General features: G+C 37.1%; 20 protein-coding genes. 6 read left to right on the top strand and 14 right to left on the bottom strand.

The window, feature by feature from the left end; all coding sequences use genetic code 11:
- Nucleotides 1-5: 5 nt before the first annotated feature.
- Genes O4O04_RS05770 through O4O04_RS05755 form a run of 4 tightly spaced genes read right to left on the bottom strand, consistent with a single transcriptional unit; the run spans nucleotide 6 to nucleotide 3,137 of the window.
- On the bottom strand, nucleotides 6-662 hold the full coding sequence (locus O4O04_RS05770; protein WP_272534789.1) for a glutathione S-transferase family protein: 657 nt from the start codon (nucleotides 660-662) through the stop codon (nucleotides 6-8).
- A gap of 15 nt (nucleotides 663-677) precedes the next feature.
- Complete coding sequence (locus O4O04_RS05765; RefSeq protein ID WP_272534788.1) at nucleotides 678-1,853, bottom strand: MaoC family dehydratase; 1,176 nt, start codon at nucleotides 1,851-1,853, stop codon at nucleotides 678-680.
- Nucleotides 1,854-1,894: 41 nt separating this feature from the next.
- Complete coding sequence (locus tag O4O04_RS05760) at nucleotides 1,895-2,161, bottom strand: hypothetical protein (RefSeq protein ID WP_272534787.1); 267 nt, start codon at nucleotides 2,159-2,161, stop codon at nucleotides 1,895-1,897.
- Between the two features lie 34 nt (nucleotides 2,162-2,195).
- Nucleotides 2,196-3,137, bottom strand: a complete 942-nt coding sequence (locus O4O04_RS05755) for a histone deacetylase family protein (protein WP_272534786.1) — start codon at nucleotides 3,135-3,137, stop codon at nucleotides 2,196-2,198.
- Nucleotides 3,138-3,201: 64 nt separating this feature from the next.
- Between O4O04_RS05755 and O4O04_RS05750 the strand changes: the two genes are divergently transcribed.
- The 3 genes from O4O04_RS05750 to O4O04_RS05740 are packed head-to-tail and all read left to right on the top strand — an operon-like array spanning nucleotide 3,202 to nucleotide 5,422.
- Nucleotides 3,202-4,128, top strand: a complete 927-nt coding sequence (locus O4O04_RS05750; RefSeq protein ID WP_272534785.1) for a putative glycoside hydrolase — start codon at nucleotides 3,202-3,204, stop codon at nucleotides 4,126-4,128.
- 3 nt (nucleotides 4,129-4,131) lie between these two features.
- Nucleotides 4,132-5,085: a hypothetical protein gene (locus tag O4O04_RS05745; RefSeq protein WP_272534784.1), complete on the top strand. Its 954-nt coding sequence runs from the start codon at nucleotides 4,132-4,134 to the stop codon at nucleotides 5,083-5,085.
- Between the two features lie 55 nt (nucleotides 5,086-5,140).
- Nucleotides 5,141-5,422: a hypothetical protein gene (locus tag O4O04_RS05740; RefSeq protein WP_272534783.1), complete on the top strand. Its 282-nt coding sequence runs from the start codon at nucleotides 5,141-5,143 to the stop codon at nucleotides 5,420-5,422.
- Nucleotides 5,423-5,532: 110 nt separating this feature from the next.
- On the opposite strand, the gene O4O04_RS05735 is transcribed toward O4O04_RS05740, so the two are convergent.
- The 6 genes from O4O04_RS05735 to O4O04_RS05710 form a co-directional block, all read right to left on the bottom strand.
- Nucleotides 5,533-5,913, bottom strand: coding sequence for a VOC family protein (locus O4O04_RS05735; RefSeq protein WP_272534781.1), 381 nt, complete (start codon nucleotides 5,911-5,913; stop codon nucleotides 5,533-5,535).
- Nucleotides 5,914-5,993: 80 nt separating this feature from the next.
- Nucleotides 5,994-6,734, bottom strand: coding sequence for a helix-turn-helix domain-containing protein (locus tag O4O04_RS05730; protein WP_272534780.1), 741 nt, complete (start codon nucleotides 6,732-6,734; stop codon nucleotides 5,994-5,996).
- Between the two features lie 308 nt (nucleotides 6,735-7,042).
- Nucleotides 7,043-8,200, bottom strand: coding sequence for an alpha/beta fold hydrolase (locus O4O04_RS05725; RefSeq protein WP_272534778.1), 1,158 nt, complete (start codon nucleotides 8,198-8,200; stop codon nucleotides 7,043-7,045).
- Between the two features lie 85 nt (nucleotides 8,201-8,285).
- Nucleotides 8,286-9,074, bottom strand: coding sequence for a class I SAM-dependent methyltransferase (locus O4O04_RS05720; protein WP_272534777.1), 789 nt, complete (start codon nucleotides 9,072-9,074; stop codon nucleotides 8,286-8,288).
- 7 nt (nucleotides 9,075-9,081) lie between these two features.
- Complete coding sequence (locus O4O04_RS05715; RefSeq protein ID WP_272534776.1) at nucleotides 9,082-9,459, bottom strand: slr1659 superfamily regulator; 378 nt, start codon at nucleotides 9,457-9,459, stop codon at nucleotides 9,082-9,084.
- Between the two features lie 16 nt (nucleotides 9,460-9,475).
- Entirely contained in the window at nucleotides 9,476-10,030 is a 555-nt protein-coding gene (locus O4O04_RS05710; RefSeq protein ID WP_272534775.1) for a slr1658 superfamily regulator, read from the bottom strand.
- A gap of 131 nt (nucleotides 10,031-10,161) precedes the next feature.
- On the opposite strand from O4O04_RS05710, the gene O4O04_RS05705 reads away from it, so the two are divergent.
- A complete protein-coding gene (locus tag O4O04_RS05705) occupies nucleotides 10,162-10,740 on the top strand; it encodes a DUF6272 family protein (RefSeq protein ID WP_272534773.1) in 579 nt (192 codons plus the stop codon).
- A gap of 79 nt (nucleotides 10,741-10,819) precedes the next feature.
- Here O4O04_RS05705 and O4O04_RS05700 read toward each other — a convergent pair whose 3' ends face one another.
- Entirely contained in the window at nucleotides 10,820-11,521 is a 702-nt protein-coding gene (locus O4O04_RS05700) for an LIC_11490 family protein (RefSeq protein WP_272534772.1), read from the bottom strand.
- Between the two features lie 99 nt (nucleotides 11,522-11,620).
- Here O4O04_RS05700 and O4O04_RS05695 point away from each other — a divergent pair, with 99 nt between their 5' ends.
- Nucleotides 11,621-12,853, top strand: coding sequence for a hypothetical protein (locus tag O4O04_RS05695; RefSeq protein WP_272534771.1), 1,233 nt, complete (start codon nucleotides 11,621-11,623; stop codon nucleotides 12,851-12,853).
- A complete protein-coding gene (locus tag O4O04_RS05690) occupies nucleotides 12,853-13,317 on the top strand; it encodes a chemotaxis protein CheX (protein ID WP_272534770.1) in 465 nt (154 codons plus the stop codon). Before O4O04_RS05695 ends, O4O04_RS05690 begins: the two co-directional genes overlap by 1 nt.
- A gap of 347 nt (nucleotides 13,318-13,664) precedes the next feature.
- Here O4O04_RS05690 and O4O04_RS05685 read toward each other — a convergent pair whose 3' ends face one another.
- The 3 genes from O4O04_RS05685 to O4O04_RS05675 all read right to left on the bottom strand — a co-directional run bounded on the left by O4O04_RS05685 (nucleotide 13,665) and on the right by O4O04_RS05675 (nucleotide 16,545).
- Nucleotides 13,665-14,441, bottom strand: a complete 777-nt coding sequence (locus tag O4O04_RS05685) for a hypothetical protein (protein WP_272534769.1) — start codon at nucleotides 14,439-14,441, stop codon at nucleotides 13,665-13,667.
- Nucleotides 14,442-15,354: 913 nt separating this feature from the next.
- On the bottom strand, nucleotides 15,355-15,906 hold the full coding sequence (locus tag O4O04_RS05680; protein WP_272534768.1) for a MepB family protein: 552 nt from the start codon (nucleotides 15,904-15,906) through the stop codon (nucleotides 15,355-15,357).
- An 81-nt stretch (nucleotides 15,907-15,987) separates the two neighbouring features.
- Nucleotides 15,988-16,545 carry a hypothetical protein gene (locus O4O04_RS05675; protein ID WP_272534767.1) on the bottom strand — a complete coding sequence of 186 codons (558 nt, stop codon included), beginning with the start codon at nucleotides 16,543-16,545 and terminating at the stop codon, nucleotides 15,988-15,990.
- Nucleotides 16,546-16,623 lie beyond the last annotated feature (78 nt).

Genomic DNA, 16,623 nt, shown 5'->3' with positions numbered 1-16,623 from the left:
TTAGCCTATTTTTGCCAAGACGAAGAGATTCGTAAAGCTGCTTTTTGTGAACGGAGTACTTCTTTTGCTTTTGGTCTGGATTGAATTCTAAGTAAGTATTCATTGATATATGAATGATTCTCAAAAATATCAAAACCACCAATTTTCTTAACAGTTGCTTGAACAGGAACCCAAGTAGCCATTGCTGTAATGTCAGCAAAAGAAAATTCATCACCAACAGCAAAATTTTGACAATCTATGACTTTTGATAGAGCAGTCCATGCGAAACGAACCTTCTTCATACATTTCTCAACCAATTCAGTAGGTGGATCTTGCTTACCAAAAAATACATATGGGAATAAAGGCCTTACAGCCAAATCAAAATAATTGTCTGTCATTAGGGTAATCTCTCTTACCCTCGCTCGAGCGTAATTATCTTTTGGCAAAAGGGACAATTTGTCCGGATATTCTTCTTCGAGGAATTCCAAGATTGCTTGTGTCTCGCGAACAAATTGTCCATTAACTTCGATGATTGGAATTCTTCCCATCGGACTTATATCCAAAAATTCTCCGGATTTAGTTGGAACTGCTCTTACTTCTTCGAATTCAATCTCTTTTTCGAGAAGTGCGAGTTTTACTTTGTTGTAGTAGTTGCTAGTTGGAAATCCGTGAATTTTTATCATTTCTGCCTTTTCTATTTATGGTTTTTTCTTAATTAGAATTCGTCTCTCAATCTCGAAAATTTTCTCAGGAATCTTATCCTTGCCCATTTTCTTTTTATCATTTTCTTTATAAAAGAGATCCTCACCATGCTTATCGAAAGCATCATTGGCTTTCACATTTTTGAGACCAATAACTTGGCATTGAACTTCACCAGCCGCAATTCCATACTCAGTTCCAGCATCCTTAACTTCGAGGATTCTTGTAATGCATGTTACAGTATCGCCACTTACAGAAGGTGCTGTGTGATAACCTTCAGTAAACCCTAGCTCCCATAGCATGTTCTCGGAGATATCGCGCGAAGCAAGACCGAATAACCAAGCAAATACTAAGCCTCCGTATACAATCGGCTCTCCACCCATAGGTCCGGAAATACCTGTTGAATACAATTTATCATAGTGCAATGGATGAGTATTGCCCATACGGTAAGTCCAAGGAAAATGCTCATCCGTAATTGTTCTTCCATTCTGATGAATATAAATCTGACCTGGTTGAAAATTCTCAAAATAGGTTCCCGACCAAGTAGAGCTTTGAAATTTTGTTGGGTATTTGAGTGAAGGTAGTTTGAGAACAGGAGTGTCTGATTCTGGAAATTCTGCAGATCCAGCTGATGGTTCTGGCTTTCCTTTAGGTTTGCCATTGGAATGATAGATCATGATCTTTCTTTCATATTGAAGAACAACTTCCCCATTCTGATTGAGACAAAGTGTTCGTACATGAACGATTCCAGGCTTATCTGCACCTTTATCACTTATATTTAAAACTTTAGTTCGTGCGGACAAAGTGTCACCAGGATACACAGGTTGTAAAAATTGTGCGTTGTAGTAACCTAAGTTAGCTAAAGCTTTTTCAGAATTATTCTGCACACCAATTGACAAAGCGATATTGAAAACCTGAAGCGGTGATACCAACATATCCTTGAATCCATGAGCTTGAGCATATGGAGCAGAGAGAAAAAGAGGATTGACATCCATAAAAGTGGTAGCGAATTCTTGGGCAAAACTTCTATCCACTGTGAATTCTCTCGGATGAACATAAAGATCTCCCTCTTTAAATTCTTCTAAGTATCTTCCGTATATATTTCTTTTTACTTCCCCTGTTGTGATTGGGGTTTTGGGTGCTCGTTCCTCAAAAGGAGTCACTTTCTTTTCCATAAATAATTCATTCCTAGTTTTTTAGTCAATGCTCGTGAGACTTAGGAATTTGGGAAAGAGTTTTTCTTGTGACGAATTCTTGCAATCACGGAGGTAGTTACTCGTTCTTCGTCGTCTGTGGAGAGTAACCAAGCTGATTTCCATTTCTCGTTCCAAGATGCCCACTCTTCTCGAATGGTTCTTCGAAATGTCATTTCTTCAGCTAATTGATGAGTGAGATCTTCCAATAATAGAACTCGAGCTGTGACTCGCTCAACTAATTCTCGGAAGGATGCGTCATGGACTTCCATTTCTAGAATTATCGGCATATTTACATCTCAAATAGAAAATTTTCTCGAATGTTCAACCAACAAGAACAGACAAATGTGCTTCAACTGATTCCGACAGAGCGTGCAAATTGTAGCCACCTTCTAAGAAAGATATGATTTTGCCCGAGCAATGTTCATTGGCTTTATCTTGAATCCATCTTGTAAATAGTTCAAAACTCTGAGTGGTCAATTCCATTCCACCAAGTGGATCATCTCGATGAGCATCGAATCCAGCAGAGATCAAGATGATCTCAGGATGGAATTCATCAATTGCAGGAATAATTTTATTATCAAATTCTAATTTATAGTCATCGAGAGTAGAACTTCTGGGAAGTGGACAATTCAATGTTGTGCCAAGTCCTTTTCCTTTGCCTGTATGCGATGCCTTACCAGTCCCTGGATAAAAAGGAAATTGGTGCAATGATGCAAAAAATATGGAATCATCTTCATAGAATGATGCTTCTGTTCCATTGCCATGGTGAACATCCCAATCCAGAATCAAGATTTTTTTGGCACCTAAAGACTGAAGATACCTTGCAGTAATTGCAATATTATTAAAAAAACAAAATCCCATGGCACCTTCTTCAACAGCATGATGCCCTGGAGGTCGAACAAGTGCGAGACCGTTCTTAGCTTCTCCAGACCAGACTTTATCAGCGAGGACAAGACCTGAACCAGCTGCAAGTGATGCGGCACTAAAAGTTCCTTGAGAGTACGGAGTGTCCGGATCTATAAATCCTGACCTTTTTCTTTCGCACAAGTCTCTTAGAGTTTGTATATATTCTGAATTATGGATGGTTGCTATTTCTTCCTGGCTCGCAAATCTTGGTTCAGGACGTTGAAGATTACTGTAGTAATCAGTTGCGGATAATCGATCTCGAATGGCAGTGAGTCTCTCTTTTTTCTCAGGATGAAGACCTGTATCATGCTCAAGGAATTCATCCTTCCAGATAATTGCGGTGTTCTCGCCTGCCATTTGATATAAAACCGATTTCCCAATAGAGAATGGCGTCATTTCATGTTATAAGCAAGGATTTTTTATGATAAAAATTGTTTTTTTTACAACTGTTTGCTTTTTTATAGGCTGTCAATCCCAAGCAAAGGCAACGGGCGATATTTCTGGATCCAACGGTCGACCCGATTTCTACCAAGGTGTTTACATTTCTAATCGAACAGCTCAGTCAGCTAAAGCCTTTGGTAAACTTATCGATACAATTGCAAATGATGGAATGAATGCTGTCGTAATCGATGCACAACCTCGAAAATTAGATAAGTATGTTTTGGAAAAACTCCAAGAAAAAAATGTGTATGGAATCGCACGTGTCGTTGCTTTCGAAGGAGGCCTTACTTCCCAATTTCCAAAAAAAGAAAGAATGGATTCAATAAAAAAATCCGTACGCGATGCTTGCACACTCGGTTTCAAAGAAATAAATATCGACTATATCCGTTATTCTGATGGCGGTTGGGATTTTAAAGCAAGCTTTGAAAAGCGATATGAGAATATTACTTCCATAATACAAGAGATACGTTCTGACACATTAGATGCATGTTCGTCGGATGTATTGTTTGGTGGTGATATTTTTGGTAGAGTTCCATTTATTGAGAATGATGCTATAGGTCAACGCGTGGAAAATTTCTCGGAAAAGCTGGATCTACTCTATCCAATGTTGTATCCTTCTCATTTCTACGGATTGAAGTCCCGAGTTGGTGATCCATATACAACTGTTTTGGAAGGAATGCAAAAGACGATCAAGCGCTCCAAAGAAACAACTCTCGTGGTTGGATGGATTCAAGGATTCAGGATGCATATTGGAGCAAGCGGACTATCTTATACTGACTATATCAAAGCACAGATGCAAGGCTGTTTGGATTCCAAAGGTAAAGGATTTATAGTCTGGAACGCTATGAACGAATATGAGCCAACTCTTGAAGCATTTCGCCAATTCAAAATGGAGAACTCTCCTTAGGTCATGAGCATCGTTGACCGAATATTCAATCACTTATCAAATCTATCAATTGATGTATGTTTTGGTGCGCTTGGTGTTGGATATTGCGTTTGGGTTATACTCGGAATTGATCCACCCTTTTATTGGTGGATCATCTTACCACTTTCAGTTTTCACAATTTACAATGCCGACCATATTTGGGATGTTTACAATATTCAAAATTTAGAATCTATCAGTAAGAATCCACGGAGACATTTTCACTATCGATATAGACTCATATTGACTTTTTCTACAATTCTATCTGGAATAGTTTCGATTATTCTCACGTTGATCTATGCCCCGATTCAATGGTTCTACATTGGTTTAGGTTTGGGAATATTTTGCTGCATTCATTTTGTTTTGATCAAGTTTATTCCTCGCATACCCAAGGAAATTATTGTAGCGACGATTTATACTATGGGTGTATTTATTATTCCTAGTTTTGAGAAATTTTATTCCATTTATTTACAAAACTACTCAACAAATCCTAATTTATTTAATTCAAGCATTCAAATTCTACAGGAATTTACTCATAGTCCGCATGCTTATATCACACTTGTTTTTTTAGCGATCATTATTACTGCTGTTGTAATTAATCTATTAGTAAATGCTTATATGGATTACAATCAGGATATACTTGAAAATTTTTTATCTTTAGCAAATCGTTTGGGTATTGACAGAACAAAAATTTGGATTCAAAGATTGAGTGCGATTGGTATGCTCTTGTCGATATTTCTTGTCTATTTATTAATTTCTCAATCCAATTCGGGAAGTAAGTTTTTACGTTCGCTGATCATATTTCCTTTATTGGGTGTTTTTGCTATTCCTAATATGATAGCGGCGAATTTGAACTTTATTGTTCAGGGCAATCGATATAGGTATCTAGGAGAATGGTCATTTGCCGGGCTATCCATCATAGGCGTGCTTCTAAATTTATAGTTATGGGCAACACATATTACTTGAAAGGTAAGTCGATGGATCTATATTAAACATTATGACAACTGGACAATTTTTCCCTATACGACTCACAAATCTTATGAAAGTTCCGCAGACTAAACTGGAAGCGGAAGAATTGCTTGCATCTTTTAAGAAAACTTTGGCCGAGCTCGAAGAAGAAGATAACAACCCATGTGCCGTGTTCCGAAAGAACATGGAAGAAGGATATCTTTACATAGCGGCTCTAAAGGACGCAACGAACGCTCTCACTGTTTACACAAATCTCTATCAGAGCATGCTAGAACTTACAGAAATTTTAGAAAAGAAAAATTGGGAATAGCCTAAAAAGCCAATTCTTTGTTCCAATTGAATGAATTGCTGAACTGTTAGAAAAAGCTCTCGAGGTTAGTAAGCTACTCGAAAGCCTTTTTCGAATATTCTTTATGTAAACTAAGTCATTGAATTGAGTCCGAAAAGATTGCCCTCCGAATCTTCAAGCAAGGTCACCCAACCAAAATCTCCGATCGAAAACTTAGGTCTCACCAATTTACCACCTGCCTTTGCAACTTTTGCTCCTTCTATATTGCAATCTTTCACACTAAAATATACCATCGTTCCACCAACTCCAGGATTCGAATGGGGTGATTTTACCAGAGCTCCAGAAGCCCCATACGATTTCATATCTGCTGGAAAAATCATCATCTCTGTCTCACCAGTTGGATCTTCCAATTTCTCTAACTTTTGATTCAGAATTGCTTCATAGAATTTTGTAGCTCGCTCCATATCTTTTACATAAATATCAAACCAGCCAATTGCATTTTGTTGTGACATATAATCTATCTCCTTAATTAAAATTTTCAATGTCAGATAGAAAGAATATATCAGTTCCAGATAAGTCTGTATTGTATAAATCAGACATGGAAATTTTTGAAATAATCTGCTGGAGTATAGCCAGTAATTTTGCGAAAAGAATGAATAAAATGAGACTGATCCGAGAAATAATCAAGGTATTGTCCCCTAAAAGAAAGTTGAAGACGTAGGATTTTCAGAAAATCATGAGGAGTAAATCCGGTCGTCTGTTTGAGAATCCGCTGCAATTGTCTTGTGGATAGATTTGCTGAAGCTGCCATATCTTCAACTGAATCTATTACATCAATATCAGAAAGTATCCTGGATGTTATGATATTTTCACCAACTAACTTATTCACAACGAGAGATTGAACCAGTTCAGAAAGGACCAATCCAAATTCTGAAAATTTTTTACCCACAAGTTTATTTGCAGTATCGACTAAGGGTAAACTGCCTTCATAAGGACTGTCTACAAAACCTTGCACGATCTCATCACGATTGCCTATCCACATACCAGGCAATAGTTGAATACCAACGTAATGAAATCTTTTACCCAAATTCAGCGCAACATATGTTGTTAACCTAGAAGTAACAGCAGCGATCCTAGTATCTACTAAGTTCAATAATATATTTACGCATGCATCGGGGATGACATGCAAAACAAAATCGTTTTCTAATATCGTATTGGTTTTTAGTTCCCAAAAACTATGAACCATTCCAACTAAATCAGCCGATGGTTTTAATTCATTGTATTCTACTGAATTTTCCTTTTTATTAATACCATCTTTTATAGGATCATACATAGAGTTTAATTTGTTTTTAAAGAATATTACTGTTAACTATTTATTGGAATGGATTACTGGAATTTGTTAGAAATGTTCGTTCTTGATTCAATTTGTACGGATTGCATAAAAATTAAATTGGATATTGTTTGATCGATTTATGTTTGAATGGAGATTTGGATTCAGCCCGGGGCTTAAGCCCCTAAGTTTTTTTTATTCCATATTACCATTGACAAGTTAGATTGATGGATTATAAAGTTAGAATTTCAATTGGAATTGGGAGGGGCTTAAGCCCCGGGCTTTCGTCCCCCTCCAAGCCCCTCTTACATTTACTGAAAGAAACCACTCAATGCTGTTCTAAATGCTTCTGGTTGCTCCAAGAAAGGAAAATGCCCACAATTAGAGATTAAATGTGTTGTTACTGTAGCATTTGTTAGGCCTGTTTGAACAGAAACTGGAGAAGATGGAACTGTACCAGTAAAATATGTTTCACCAGTATTGATCACAAAACTTGCAGGAATCACATCGTCTGCTCCGTGAATCAATTTCACAGGCACAGTAATCTTTGCAAGATCCGCAACTATATTATGCGTATTTTTTGTGTTCGAGAAAAAACCGGCAGTTAAGTCATCGTCAGCAATACGAAGACTGAGATTTATCAAAGAGCCAACAGCAAGACCATTACGGATTGTTTTCTCAGCTGACAATCCCAAATTCAACTTCGCAAAGTTCGCACTGGTTCCATTCTGGGTATTGATAGGAGTGTAGTCTGCAAAATAGAATTTGAATAGAAAAGAATAATATGCCTTCAAAGCATTCAAGGTAGGAAGGTAGTTGGCTGATGAAGGATTCAAAGGCGCGCCAAGATTTCCAAGCGTCGCAGCAGCTGCTTCTCCACCAGCCTTATTAATTAAATTATTGAGTAGAAAAATTCCATAGTAATTATAATGCGCTCCACTGCTTCCCACTAAAGCAAGCGATTTAACATGAGCTTTGTAACTGTCATTAGATGCGTAGAGCATAGCATACAAACCACCCCATGAATGACCCAATATATTGATCTTGTCACCTAAATTCAGGCCAACTCGAACCGCTTCTAAGTCCTCAAGAAATTTCGTTTTATTGATAAAACCAGCATTGAGATCACTAAACTCGCCGCGAGAAAATCCAGTACCGCGTTGATCGAAGAATATCAGTTGATGATTTGAGCCCAAGAGTTCAGAGAGAGGCTGAACCAAATAGTTGTGATCAAGACCAGGTCCACCGTGTAGAACGACAACGGGGATTCCAGTTCCAACTTTTTTATAATAAATTGCCGTACGTTCTGAACCAGATCCAGAATAAACAATACCTTCCGTCGCTACATAACTATTATAAAGGAGTAGTAATGTTGTTTCTCTATCTTCTTCGGAACTTTTGTCCGGCGCACATGAGAAAACTAAACTTATTATACTAATTATGCCAAAACGTAGGAAAGCTGATTTCATAAAAACTCCTGGAACTTGAAAATTATATTGATTATTATTACTAGATTTCCTGCGTCAAGGAAATTCTTAAATCTTTTGGATTTTGCTAAGCTTTCTTGCGATAAAGACGTATCGAGACAACAAATTGTTGAATGGAAATTTCTTTTTTCATGTAAGATTCCAAACATTCGTTGTAAATATCTCTAAGATTCATCAGTTGTCCCATATGACTGATCATAGACCAAGCTGTCATGCGACCGATTTTGATATTCGGATAATTGAGCTCTGGCGCATCGTCACTACCATCTGTTGTAATGATCAATTCTTGCTGTGTGATCATTTCGTACGCTTTACCCAAGTAAAAACTTTCTGCTTGAGTTAAAGCCTTCCTGTCACCAGGACCTAGCTCACCATGGCTATGGATTAATTTCTCAATGAGAGGATCGACTTTAGTCGCTTGCTGATCTGGTTCGATCATGAGTATATAGCCACCTGGTCTCAAAACGCGATCCATCTCCTTAAGAGACTTTTCAAGTTGAGGAAGATGTATGAGAAAAAATGAATTTAGTAAAATATCAAAACTTGCATCACTAAAAGGAAGTGAAGCCACATCACCATTCACCCATTCCATCTTAGGATTAGAAACTTGTGCAAATCGAATCATGTCAGTGGATTTGTCTAATCCAGTTACATGGATTCCTGGGAAATGCCTAGAAACAAGAGCCGTAAGTATTCCTAATCCAGATCCTACATCTAGCAAAGATCCTTCATTTTTTATTGGAATTGGGTGCGATCTTAGAAATTCCTCAAGACCCAAATAGACTAGGCGTGATTGTGCCGCAAGTCTTGGCATCTCTTCTTGAAGAGATAAGGAATCTAAGTATAGATCGCTCATTATAATATTATACTCCTGGAATATTATCCTCGGGAGTCTTATCTGGAAAATCTACAATGATCTCATTCCAAAGTTTATGGAAGTTAGCGGCAGATTTAGCTTGCCAAGAAATCTTAGCTGAACCTAATATGCGCATCGGAGTAGTTTTCTTATTTCTTGCTTCAATGATAAAAAGACTGATTGTTGTGATCCCAGAACTGTTCAAAAAGTTCAATCCTCGAATATCAATCGTTAATTGTCCTTGGGATCTATCCAGACCATCCTTCAAAATCTTCTTAATCTCTTCATAAGCTGCTAAGTTTTGAAGTCGCATAGATCCGGTCATCAATACCGTATTTTCTGCTTCTATAAAGGAGGCGGCGTATTCGTCTGTTTTTACTTCCATTTCCCTATGTCCTGGTCTATTGTTCTATTATGTTGAGATAAGCTTCAACAGTTGTCTCATGCCTATCACTTTCCATCTTCTTAAATTGATATCCAAAACGAATTGGATAATCTTTATACATCATCAAATATCCCATACCTGAAGTATCTGATTTATTCACTAGGCTTTCTAGATGATCAAAATACATCATTTCGATATCACCCGAAAGATATTTCTTGATATGAGATTCAAAATTCAATCTCATCCGATCTGATACAACATTTCTCACTTCAATCTTAATTATAGTAGAGTAATATTTCAAATCAAGATCAATCAATCCATTTCTTGGTTTGGCAAATTTTGCAGCATTCTCAATCAATTCATTCACGACCGTGGATACAGAATTCCGAACATAATCGCTCAAGGATTGATTGTTTGCAAAAAAGTCCGCTGTAAAATCAGAAACCAAACCTATTCTCTTCCACTGAGACATCATATCAATTGGCTGTAAACGCAAATAGATATGAGATTCCGGAGGTAAAATGTCAGGAATTAGTTTGTAATCAGCGTATTGAACGATTTCAGCTGCCATATATAAATTTTTCCAAAAACACCAAGTAGAACCAATTTTTTTCTTTTTCTTTTTGGCTCATACTAATAAGTTTTCCATATACTATTTTTGGCAAGGTTTTCCTGTCAAGGAATAGCAAGAGAGGCACAAAATTGAAAGAACTTCTTTTAGGCGATTACGGAAAGGTAGTTCCAAGCGAACAAGTCCCAGACAGCCATGTGGAAATCATCATCACACCTTTGGATTTGGTGACCTATTGGAAACGAGTTGGGATTTTGGCAGATTTTGTCGCAGGTTTTTACTCATATTCTTTCCTTCCAGTCGACGTTGCTGTAAAAGATATATCTGAAACTCCTGTTTTCCATTCAATCTCAACAGTTTTCAACGAGATGGTAGAGAACGCTGCTAAGTATTCGATGGACAAAAAATCGAATATCACCATCAATTTGAATCAATATGGTGGAATTTTCAAAATGCAAGTTGAGAACTCAACTTCCAAAGAATCGGCAATGAATTTCCATCGAGTTATGTCAGAAGTATTTGCATCAGATGATTTGGATTCTTTGTATTTCAAGAAGCTTGAAGAGAACAGCCAAAATCCATCGGGTCATTCGGGCATTGGACTTATGATGATTCTAAAAGATTACCCGGCAAAAATGGGAGTTAGAATTCGAGAAGATGATAAACAAGCATTTGTTCTAACAGAAGTTTACTATCAGACAGAAGAATAATTTAATATTAGAGAGTAGTTTTAAAGAAAACTAGAGTTAAGAATAAATTTCCCTGATAATCTGAGAACTTGGCTTTAGTTTAGAGAGCTTTCTCTGCTTGTGCAAAGAAGGCTCGCACTTCATCCGTTCCGTCGGTAAAGAACACGGGAGCCGGTAGATCTGGTCTTGAAGGAAGAAAGACCACAGCTTCATCAAAGAACACAACTTGTTTAAGATCTCTTGGTTCGTATGTGTATGTTAGATTTTTCACTCGAAAGATCATTGATCCATTCTCGTCGCTCATTGCACCTTCGCCTACTCTACGCAGATCTTGGAAACAGTCTTCGGATAGATCTAAATCTTTGAGATCTTTTTTCTCATAGGGAATTTTGCCCTTCATGTCCATAAATAACAAACCACGAATTTTGAAATGAGACTCCGGCTCCAGATTCACTTTGGAACCCGCCTCATCAATTACGCTAACTGAATCAACAATGTCAGGTCTTTTGCTTGTTTCCATAACAGGCTTGGTATATAAAACTTCTGGATCAGAATAATTCGAATCGGAAAAACTTCTCTCATGTAGAATTCTATCATCATCAAGATCATTGGACTGGCTGCGACCTCGTGCATTGTAGAGACTATGTCTAAGATCTGTCTCTTGCATTTTTGCCCTGCGTTTGCCCGGGAAATTACTTTCCAATCGATCGACCTGAGCTTTGTTGGAATCCCCTTGGGCGAGAGATACATATATAAAACAAAGTATCCCAATCAGAATCATGGCTATCGCAATAAAAAGCATCTTGCTTCTATTATCTATATTTTAGCCTTTTATCTATAGTAGAATTTTCTTGGTTTACAGAATAACCCCATGAAATTGTCTTCTATGTAGGAAGTTATTATGCTTGAAGAAACCCCAACGACCATAGGACAGAAAATCTGGAGAGGGGTCATCGGACTTTTTCTCTCAATTATGGTTCTCATGCTAATCATCACCTTTTTGCCAGGTGATATGGAACAAAATCTCATAGACCAAGTAACGGGTCGTATGAGCACAACGGCCGGAAAAGTGGGAGATCGTGCGATCTCTATCGACTATTTCAACGCTGCTAGAAAAAATTGCTATTTCCAATACAAGGACTATGCTCCGCAACTTGCATCCAATGAAGATCTATTGGTAAGTTGTGCTTTTCAGACAATTCGTTCTGTATTTGTTGCGGGAGAACTCGCTGATGCATTCGGATATCAGGTCTCTGAACTTGCCATCAAGAGAGAAATGTCGAGGCAAGCGCGCGAACTTCATAAGCAGCAGACCAACCAAGCTGGATATGGAGAAGAAGATATTCGGTCAGCAGAAGACATTTATAGAAGTATTCTGCGCAGCGAGCCAATTCTTTTTAAGAAGGAATCAACGACATCGATGAGTCTTTTTAATAGTTTTATGCGTGCTGACCTTCGTAAGACAACAAGCGAACAGATGATAGAAAAGGAAGCTCAACTTGCAAAATTTGGACTAAGACTTGTTTCTGTTACGGATGCCGAGTTGATGAATGTGGTCGAAAAAGAATTGGTTATTTCTGATGAAGAAATCCGTTCGGAATACGACAAAGAAACTTCTGCAGGCAATACACCGAAGGATCCCGATGGTAAACCATTGAGCTTTGATGCAAGAAAAGCGATCCTTACAAATAAGATTCGATTGGATAAAAAAACAAAAGCTCTCGAGGATAGAAAATCATTGCTTCGTGTCAAAAAGGAAGAAGGGGCTAGCTTGGAAGAATTGGCAGAAGCAATTTCTACAAAGCCAATCAGTCTATCCTCACTCAGCATTGGAGACCTTTCATCTCTTTCTGCCGGAGGTCAAGTCTATAGATTGAGCGGTGACCAGACTTTTCTCAAAGACATGAGTGAAATCGGCTTTGGTTCCAAGAAAATCGGTGGCCCTTACAAAGATGGCGATAAGAATATTTTTGTCGAGTTCACAGAACTTAGATTGCCAGATACGAAAGCACCAACTGTTAGCGCTGCAATCCCTGACGACAAGCAAATGTTAGCTGGATTTTTCCAAGAGATGATCGCATCCATGAGCAAAGAGAATCCTCTACAAAGAAATATCCGAATGGCAGGCGAGTGATGCAAATCAAAGCAGATTTCATCAACCCTTTCCTTGAGGCAGCGACAATCGTATTTCGTGATGTTCTTCAAACAGATCTGATTCGTGGCAAAATTGGGATCAAAGATTCCCCTGAGCCATCGCATGAACTTGCGATCATAGTAGGGGTGATTGGTTCATTCAGTGGAGAGGTTGTTTACAGCCTCAACTACGATGCAGCTTACAAAATCTCTTCCAAATTGGTTCCAGGTATGTCACCAGAAGATCTCAAGAATGAATTCAAAGATATGTTAGGTGAGATTGCGAATATGACAACTGGTAATGCGATGAATATTTTTACATCCGCTGGTCAATCTATCGAGATTACGACACCCAATATCGTTGATTCCAAAAACACTTCTATCAAATTCAACAAAAAACCTACTCTTCAGATCAATCTATATTCCAAATTTGGAAGACTAGAAGTAAACGTAGCTATTGCCTAGGCTACGTGCCTACCTTCGTTCCGTCCAGTGGCCAACTCGGAATGCCAAAGCCGTCACGAAGGCAGGCACTCCGCACAGGTTTAAAAGATCCCAATTTATTTATGCGATTTTGATTGGTATATAGCTAAGTGAAAATCTGAACCTGTCCTTTTTCGAATATCAATCTTCGAGAACTTCATGTGCACTTAGGGAACTTTGTGGTAATCTTTTTTCTTAACCACAAAGAACACAAAGTATGCGCAAAGCACCCAAAGTAAATATTAGTAGAAAAAATACGGTTCACACAAAGACACAAAGCACCATTTAAAACCTTCAGCTTTGCTTCGCTAAATGGTGCTGGGGAAAATTCAATACGGATTCCTTTTCCCTTTCAATTCTGGCAACTCATCAATTTCTTCCAAAACATCCTCATAGCTACCCCATAGTCTATGTCCCATGTAATAATCTGATGTACATAAAGGCATATTTTTCTCGCCTGGGTAGACTTCCAAGACTTTCAATTGGATTGCGAAGATCTTACCGAAACTTGTTGTAGGCTTCAGTGGGTGAAAAGATTGCATTGCATTTATGATTTTCTCATCTTCTATGATTTCTATTTCATAGCTCTTTATTCTTTTAAAACTTTCTTTTAGCTTAATGTCATTCATATTGTTCACTGTTGTGTAAGGTGAATCATAGTAGGTCAGACGCATCTTTTTAATACGAGCATAACGGTTATCAACCTTGCCATCAAACTCACAATAGTTCTTGAAATAGAATAGATAGTCGTCCTTCAAATCCGAGGACTGTTCATTATCTCTCAACACAAGACCATTATTATAAGAGGCAGAAACATAGATCGCTGGTTCCTTACCTTTCCATTTGCTAACAAACCAACGACGTCGATCTCCCCATTTCTCTATCGATTCCAAACGGTCTGGTTGTTTGAGGTATCTTTTGAATGTTTCATGAGACTTATAATAATTAACTAAATAAACTTTATCTTCTTCATGAGATGTAATCATTCTACCGCTAACAAAGCTATTATTATATGTTTCTATCCGTTTTAATAAATTTAATAGATCATTATGTTCATTGGAAGATAATGATAGAGATGTAAGGAAAAAAATCAATAAATACTTCATTATTGTTTCTCCAATATTGTAGACCAAAGATTACCTAACTTATAGTCACCGTATTTGACTCGAACAAGTTCTGTAGTTTTACTAGAATCGCTTACGATCCTTTTATATTCCCGTAGATTACTCATTGTAAGATACATTATATTCGATGGCTATTGGTGTTTAGTAGAATATTTGTAGCCAACAAAGGGGTGTTGAATCCATCTTTCTCAAAAATTTTAGCCTTTCAACTAAGCATCGGATTTGGATAATATTTCGCAATCAGGAATTCTATTTAAATTTGATTTTCGCGAATGCAGTAATTTGTATTTAAAATTCTTTATCATCAATGCCTCATATTCAATAAGGATTAGGCTTTCAATGATAATCCTCCGTGTTCATTGTGTGAACTTTGAGAACTTTGTGGTAATAGAATTCGTGCCTACCTTCGTTCGGTCCGGTGGCCAACTCGGAATGTCTACCCACCACCAAGGGGTTGGACTGGTGATGGGCCAAAACCCCTCAGACGGCAACCACTACGTGCGAGCGGAAGAGATCTCAATTCAGTTAAGCGATTTTGATTGGTATATAGCTAAGTGAATTGGTATACTATTTACATTCCTTCGGAATAAAATACGGTTCACACAAAGAGACCACAGCACCATTTCTTGCAGAAACTGATGCTGGGCAGAGCAGAGCAGAGAAATCAGAGGGAAGAAAAAAAGAAAACAGTTAACCCCTAACTAATACATGTCTCTAAGCGAACTTCGTGTGCACTTAGAGAACTTTGTGGTAACTCTTTTTTCTTAACCACAAAGAGCACAAAGTATACGAAAAGCGCTCAAAGTAAATAATAATAGAAAAAATATCAAAATACTAATAAAACAAAATTCAATACATACGACTTCCTAGCCTAACACCACCCTTCGTGAACATCCTATTCCAACCCGAAGATCGCACTAACTTGATTTATATCAATTTTCTTTTCATTTGATGCATCAACAAAATACTCAGATTGCCAGTTTTGAGTCTTCTGTGCTTGTTTGCTCGTTGTAGTATCCCAAGGCGGGTAGACTCTAATCCCAAGTTTACCAACTTTGTTCGCATCAGAAATTATTCTCTGAATCTGAAGGATTTTCTTGGGAAATATAAAAAAGCCTAAATGATTTTCTTTCTTAGATCCAATAATATAAAAATCAATTCCATCTGAGAGATCAAATGGCTTTGTTATTCCTTGAATGTTCCGTTTCCAAACTGTTACAAATTGTCCGGATTTTATTGGAGTAATTTTTGATACACGAAATATTGCTTTGAATTTGCCTATTTGAATTCTATGCGCAGCATACTCACGGCTTTCCTTATCCACTTCAATATTATTCAATTGCATACCGCATGGCTTTAGAATCAACTTGGTGAGTAGTTCAAGTTCAAGAGTGGTATCCTCTATGACCAGCTTATTCCGTTGGCCACTAGAATCATCTTTTTTCATTCGAATTTCCTTCATTCATATTATAAATTGAACTTTTTGGAAGAGACTTGCCAATGCGTAAAAATTTATTATTTCTAAAATTCAAACTTGAAGATCTCGAACCAAATTGTTCAAAATTGTCTCTTCATATTCATCATCAAATAAAAAAGGTGTCAGAGGTAGAAGAAAAAACCAGTAGTAATTCAGTTTTTCATAACGATAAGTAGAAATCAATTCCTGATTATTTAAGCTATCAATATTGATTATATTTACTTTGTATTCCGTTAAACTCCTAGTTGGAATTAGAAACAGTATTTTTGCAAAACTAAATGGTGAATGATAAGTTATATTCAATTTTATCATCTTACATAATTTGGAATCAATATGATTCGCTTCATTCATACTAGAAATTTCTTCAATTACTTCTATGCAACTAACTTTCATTAACTTTTTCTTGAGACTTTTTAATGGAATCTCTGGTTTCATTTCAATCGATTGATCTTCATTTATCTGAGAATAGCTATTCAGTAGAAAAATATGATATTTTTCGTTACCAATACAAAATTTTGAAGATATAGGTTTGATATCAGAATTGTAGATTGTTATACAACCCGAAAGACAAAGAGAATAAATGAATACAATTATCTTAGTATTTTGCATGAATTACAGAAAATTAAATATTTTTTGATATTATTTCGATTAGATGCCAACCTAGACATTTACAATAAAATAAATAAA

The sequence above is a fragment of the Leptospira sp. GIMC2001 genome, assembly GCF_028462125.1.
GTDB lineage: Bacteria > Spirochaetota > Leptospiria > Leptospirales > Leptospiraceae.
Note: the sequence above shows the minus strand (reverse complement) of the source record. Positions and strands in the feature narration are given on the sequence as shown.

What these genes read in the sequence shown, in the direction of transcription:
- O4O04_RS05770 (WP_272534789.1), bottom strand. Translation starts at nt 662, where the DNA reads ATGATAAAAATTCACGGATTTCCAACTAGCAACTACTACAACAAAGTA.
- O4O04_RS05765 (WP_272534788.1), bottom strand. Translation starts at nt 1,853, where the DNA reads ATGGAAAAGAAAGTGACTCCTTTTGAGGAACGAGCACCCAAAACCCCA.
- O4O04_RS05760 (WP_272534787.1), bottom strand. Translation starts at nt 2,161, where the DNA reads ATGCCGATAATTCTAGAAATGGAAGTCCATGACGCATCCTTCCGAGAA.
- O4O04_RS05755 (WP_272534786.1), bottom strand. Translation starts at nt 3,137, where the DNA reads ATGGCAGGCGAGAACACCGCAATTATCTGGAAGGATGAATTCCTTGAG.
- O4O04_RS05750 (WP_272534785.1), top strand. Translation starts at nt 3,202, where the DNA reads ATGATAAAAATTGTTTTTTTTACAACTGTTTGCTTTTTTATAGGCTGT.
- O4O04_RS05745 (WP_272534784.1), top strand. Translation starts at nt 4,132, where the DNA reads ATGAGCATCGTTGACCGAATATTCAATCACTTATCAAATCTATCAATT.
- O4O04_RS05740 (WP_272534783.1), top strand. Translation starts at nt 5,141, where the DNA reads ATGACAACTGGACAATTTTTCCCTATACGACTCACAAATCTTATGAAA.
- O4O04_RS05735 (WP_272534781.1), bottom strand. Translation starts at nt 5,913, where the DNA reads ATGTCACAACAAAATGCAATTGGCTGGTTTGATATTTATGTAAAAGAT.
- O4O04_RS05730 (WP_272534780.1), bottom strand. Translation starts at nt 6,734, where the DNA reads ATGTATGATCCTATAAAAGATGGTATTAATAAAAAGGAAAATTCAGTA.
- O4O04_RS05725 (WP_272534778.1), bottom strand. Translation starts at nt 8,200, where the DNA reads ATGAAATCAGCTTTCCTACGTTTTGGCATAATTAGTATAATAAGTTTA.
- O4O04_RS05720 (WP_272534777.1), bottom strand. Translation starts at nt 9,074, where the DNA reads ATGAGCGATCTATACTTAGATTCCTTATCTCTTCAAGAAGAGATGCCA.
- O4O04_RS05715 (WP_272534776.1), bottom strand. Translation starts at nt 9,459, where the DNA reads ATGGAAGTAAAAACAGACGAATACGCCGCCTCCTTTATAGAAGCAGAA.
- O4O04_RS05710 (WP_272534775.1), bottom strand. Translation starts at nt 10,030, where the DNA reads ATGGCAGCTGAAATCGTTCAATACGCTGATTACAAACTAATTCCTGAC.
- O4O04_RS05700 (WP_272534772.1), bottom strand. Translation starts at nt 11,521, where the DNA reads ATGCTTTTTATTGCGATAGCCATGATTCTGATTGGGATACTTTGTTTT.
- O4O04_RS05695 (WP_272534771.1), top strand. Translation starts at nt 11,621, where the DNA reads ATGCTTGAAGAAACCCCAACGACCATAGGACAGAAAATCTGGAGAGGG.
- O4O04_RS05690 (WP_272534770.1), top strand. Translation starts at nt 12,853, where the DNA reads ATGCAAATCAAAGCAGATTTCATCAACCCTTTCCTTGAGGCAGCGACA.
- O4O04_RS05685 (WP_272534769.1), bottom strand. Translation starts at nt 14,441, where the DNA reads ATGAAGTATTTATTGATTTTTTTCCTTACATCTCTATCATTATCTTCC.
- O4O04_RS05680 (WP_272534768.1), bottom strand. Translation starts at nt 15,906, where the DNA reads ATGAAAAAAGATGATTCTAGTGGCCAACGGAATAAGCTGGTCATAGAG.
- O4O04_RS05675 (WP_272534767.1), bottom strand. Translation starts at nt 16,545, where the DNA reads ATGCAAAATACTAAGATAATTGTATTCATTTATTCTCTTTGTCTTTCG.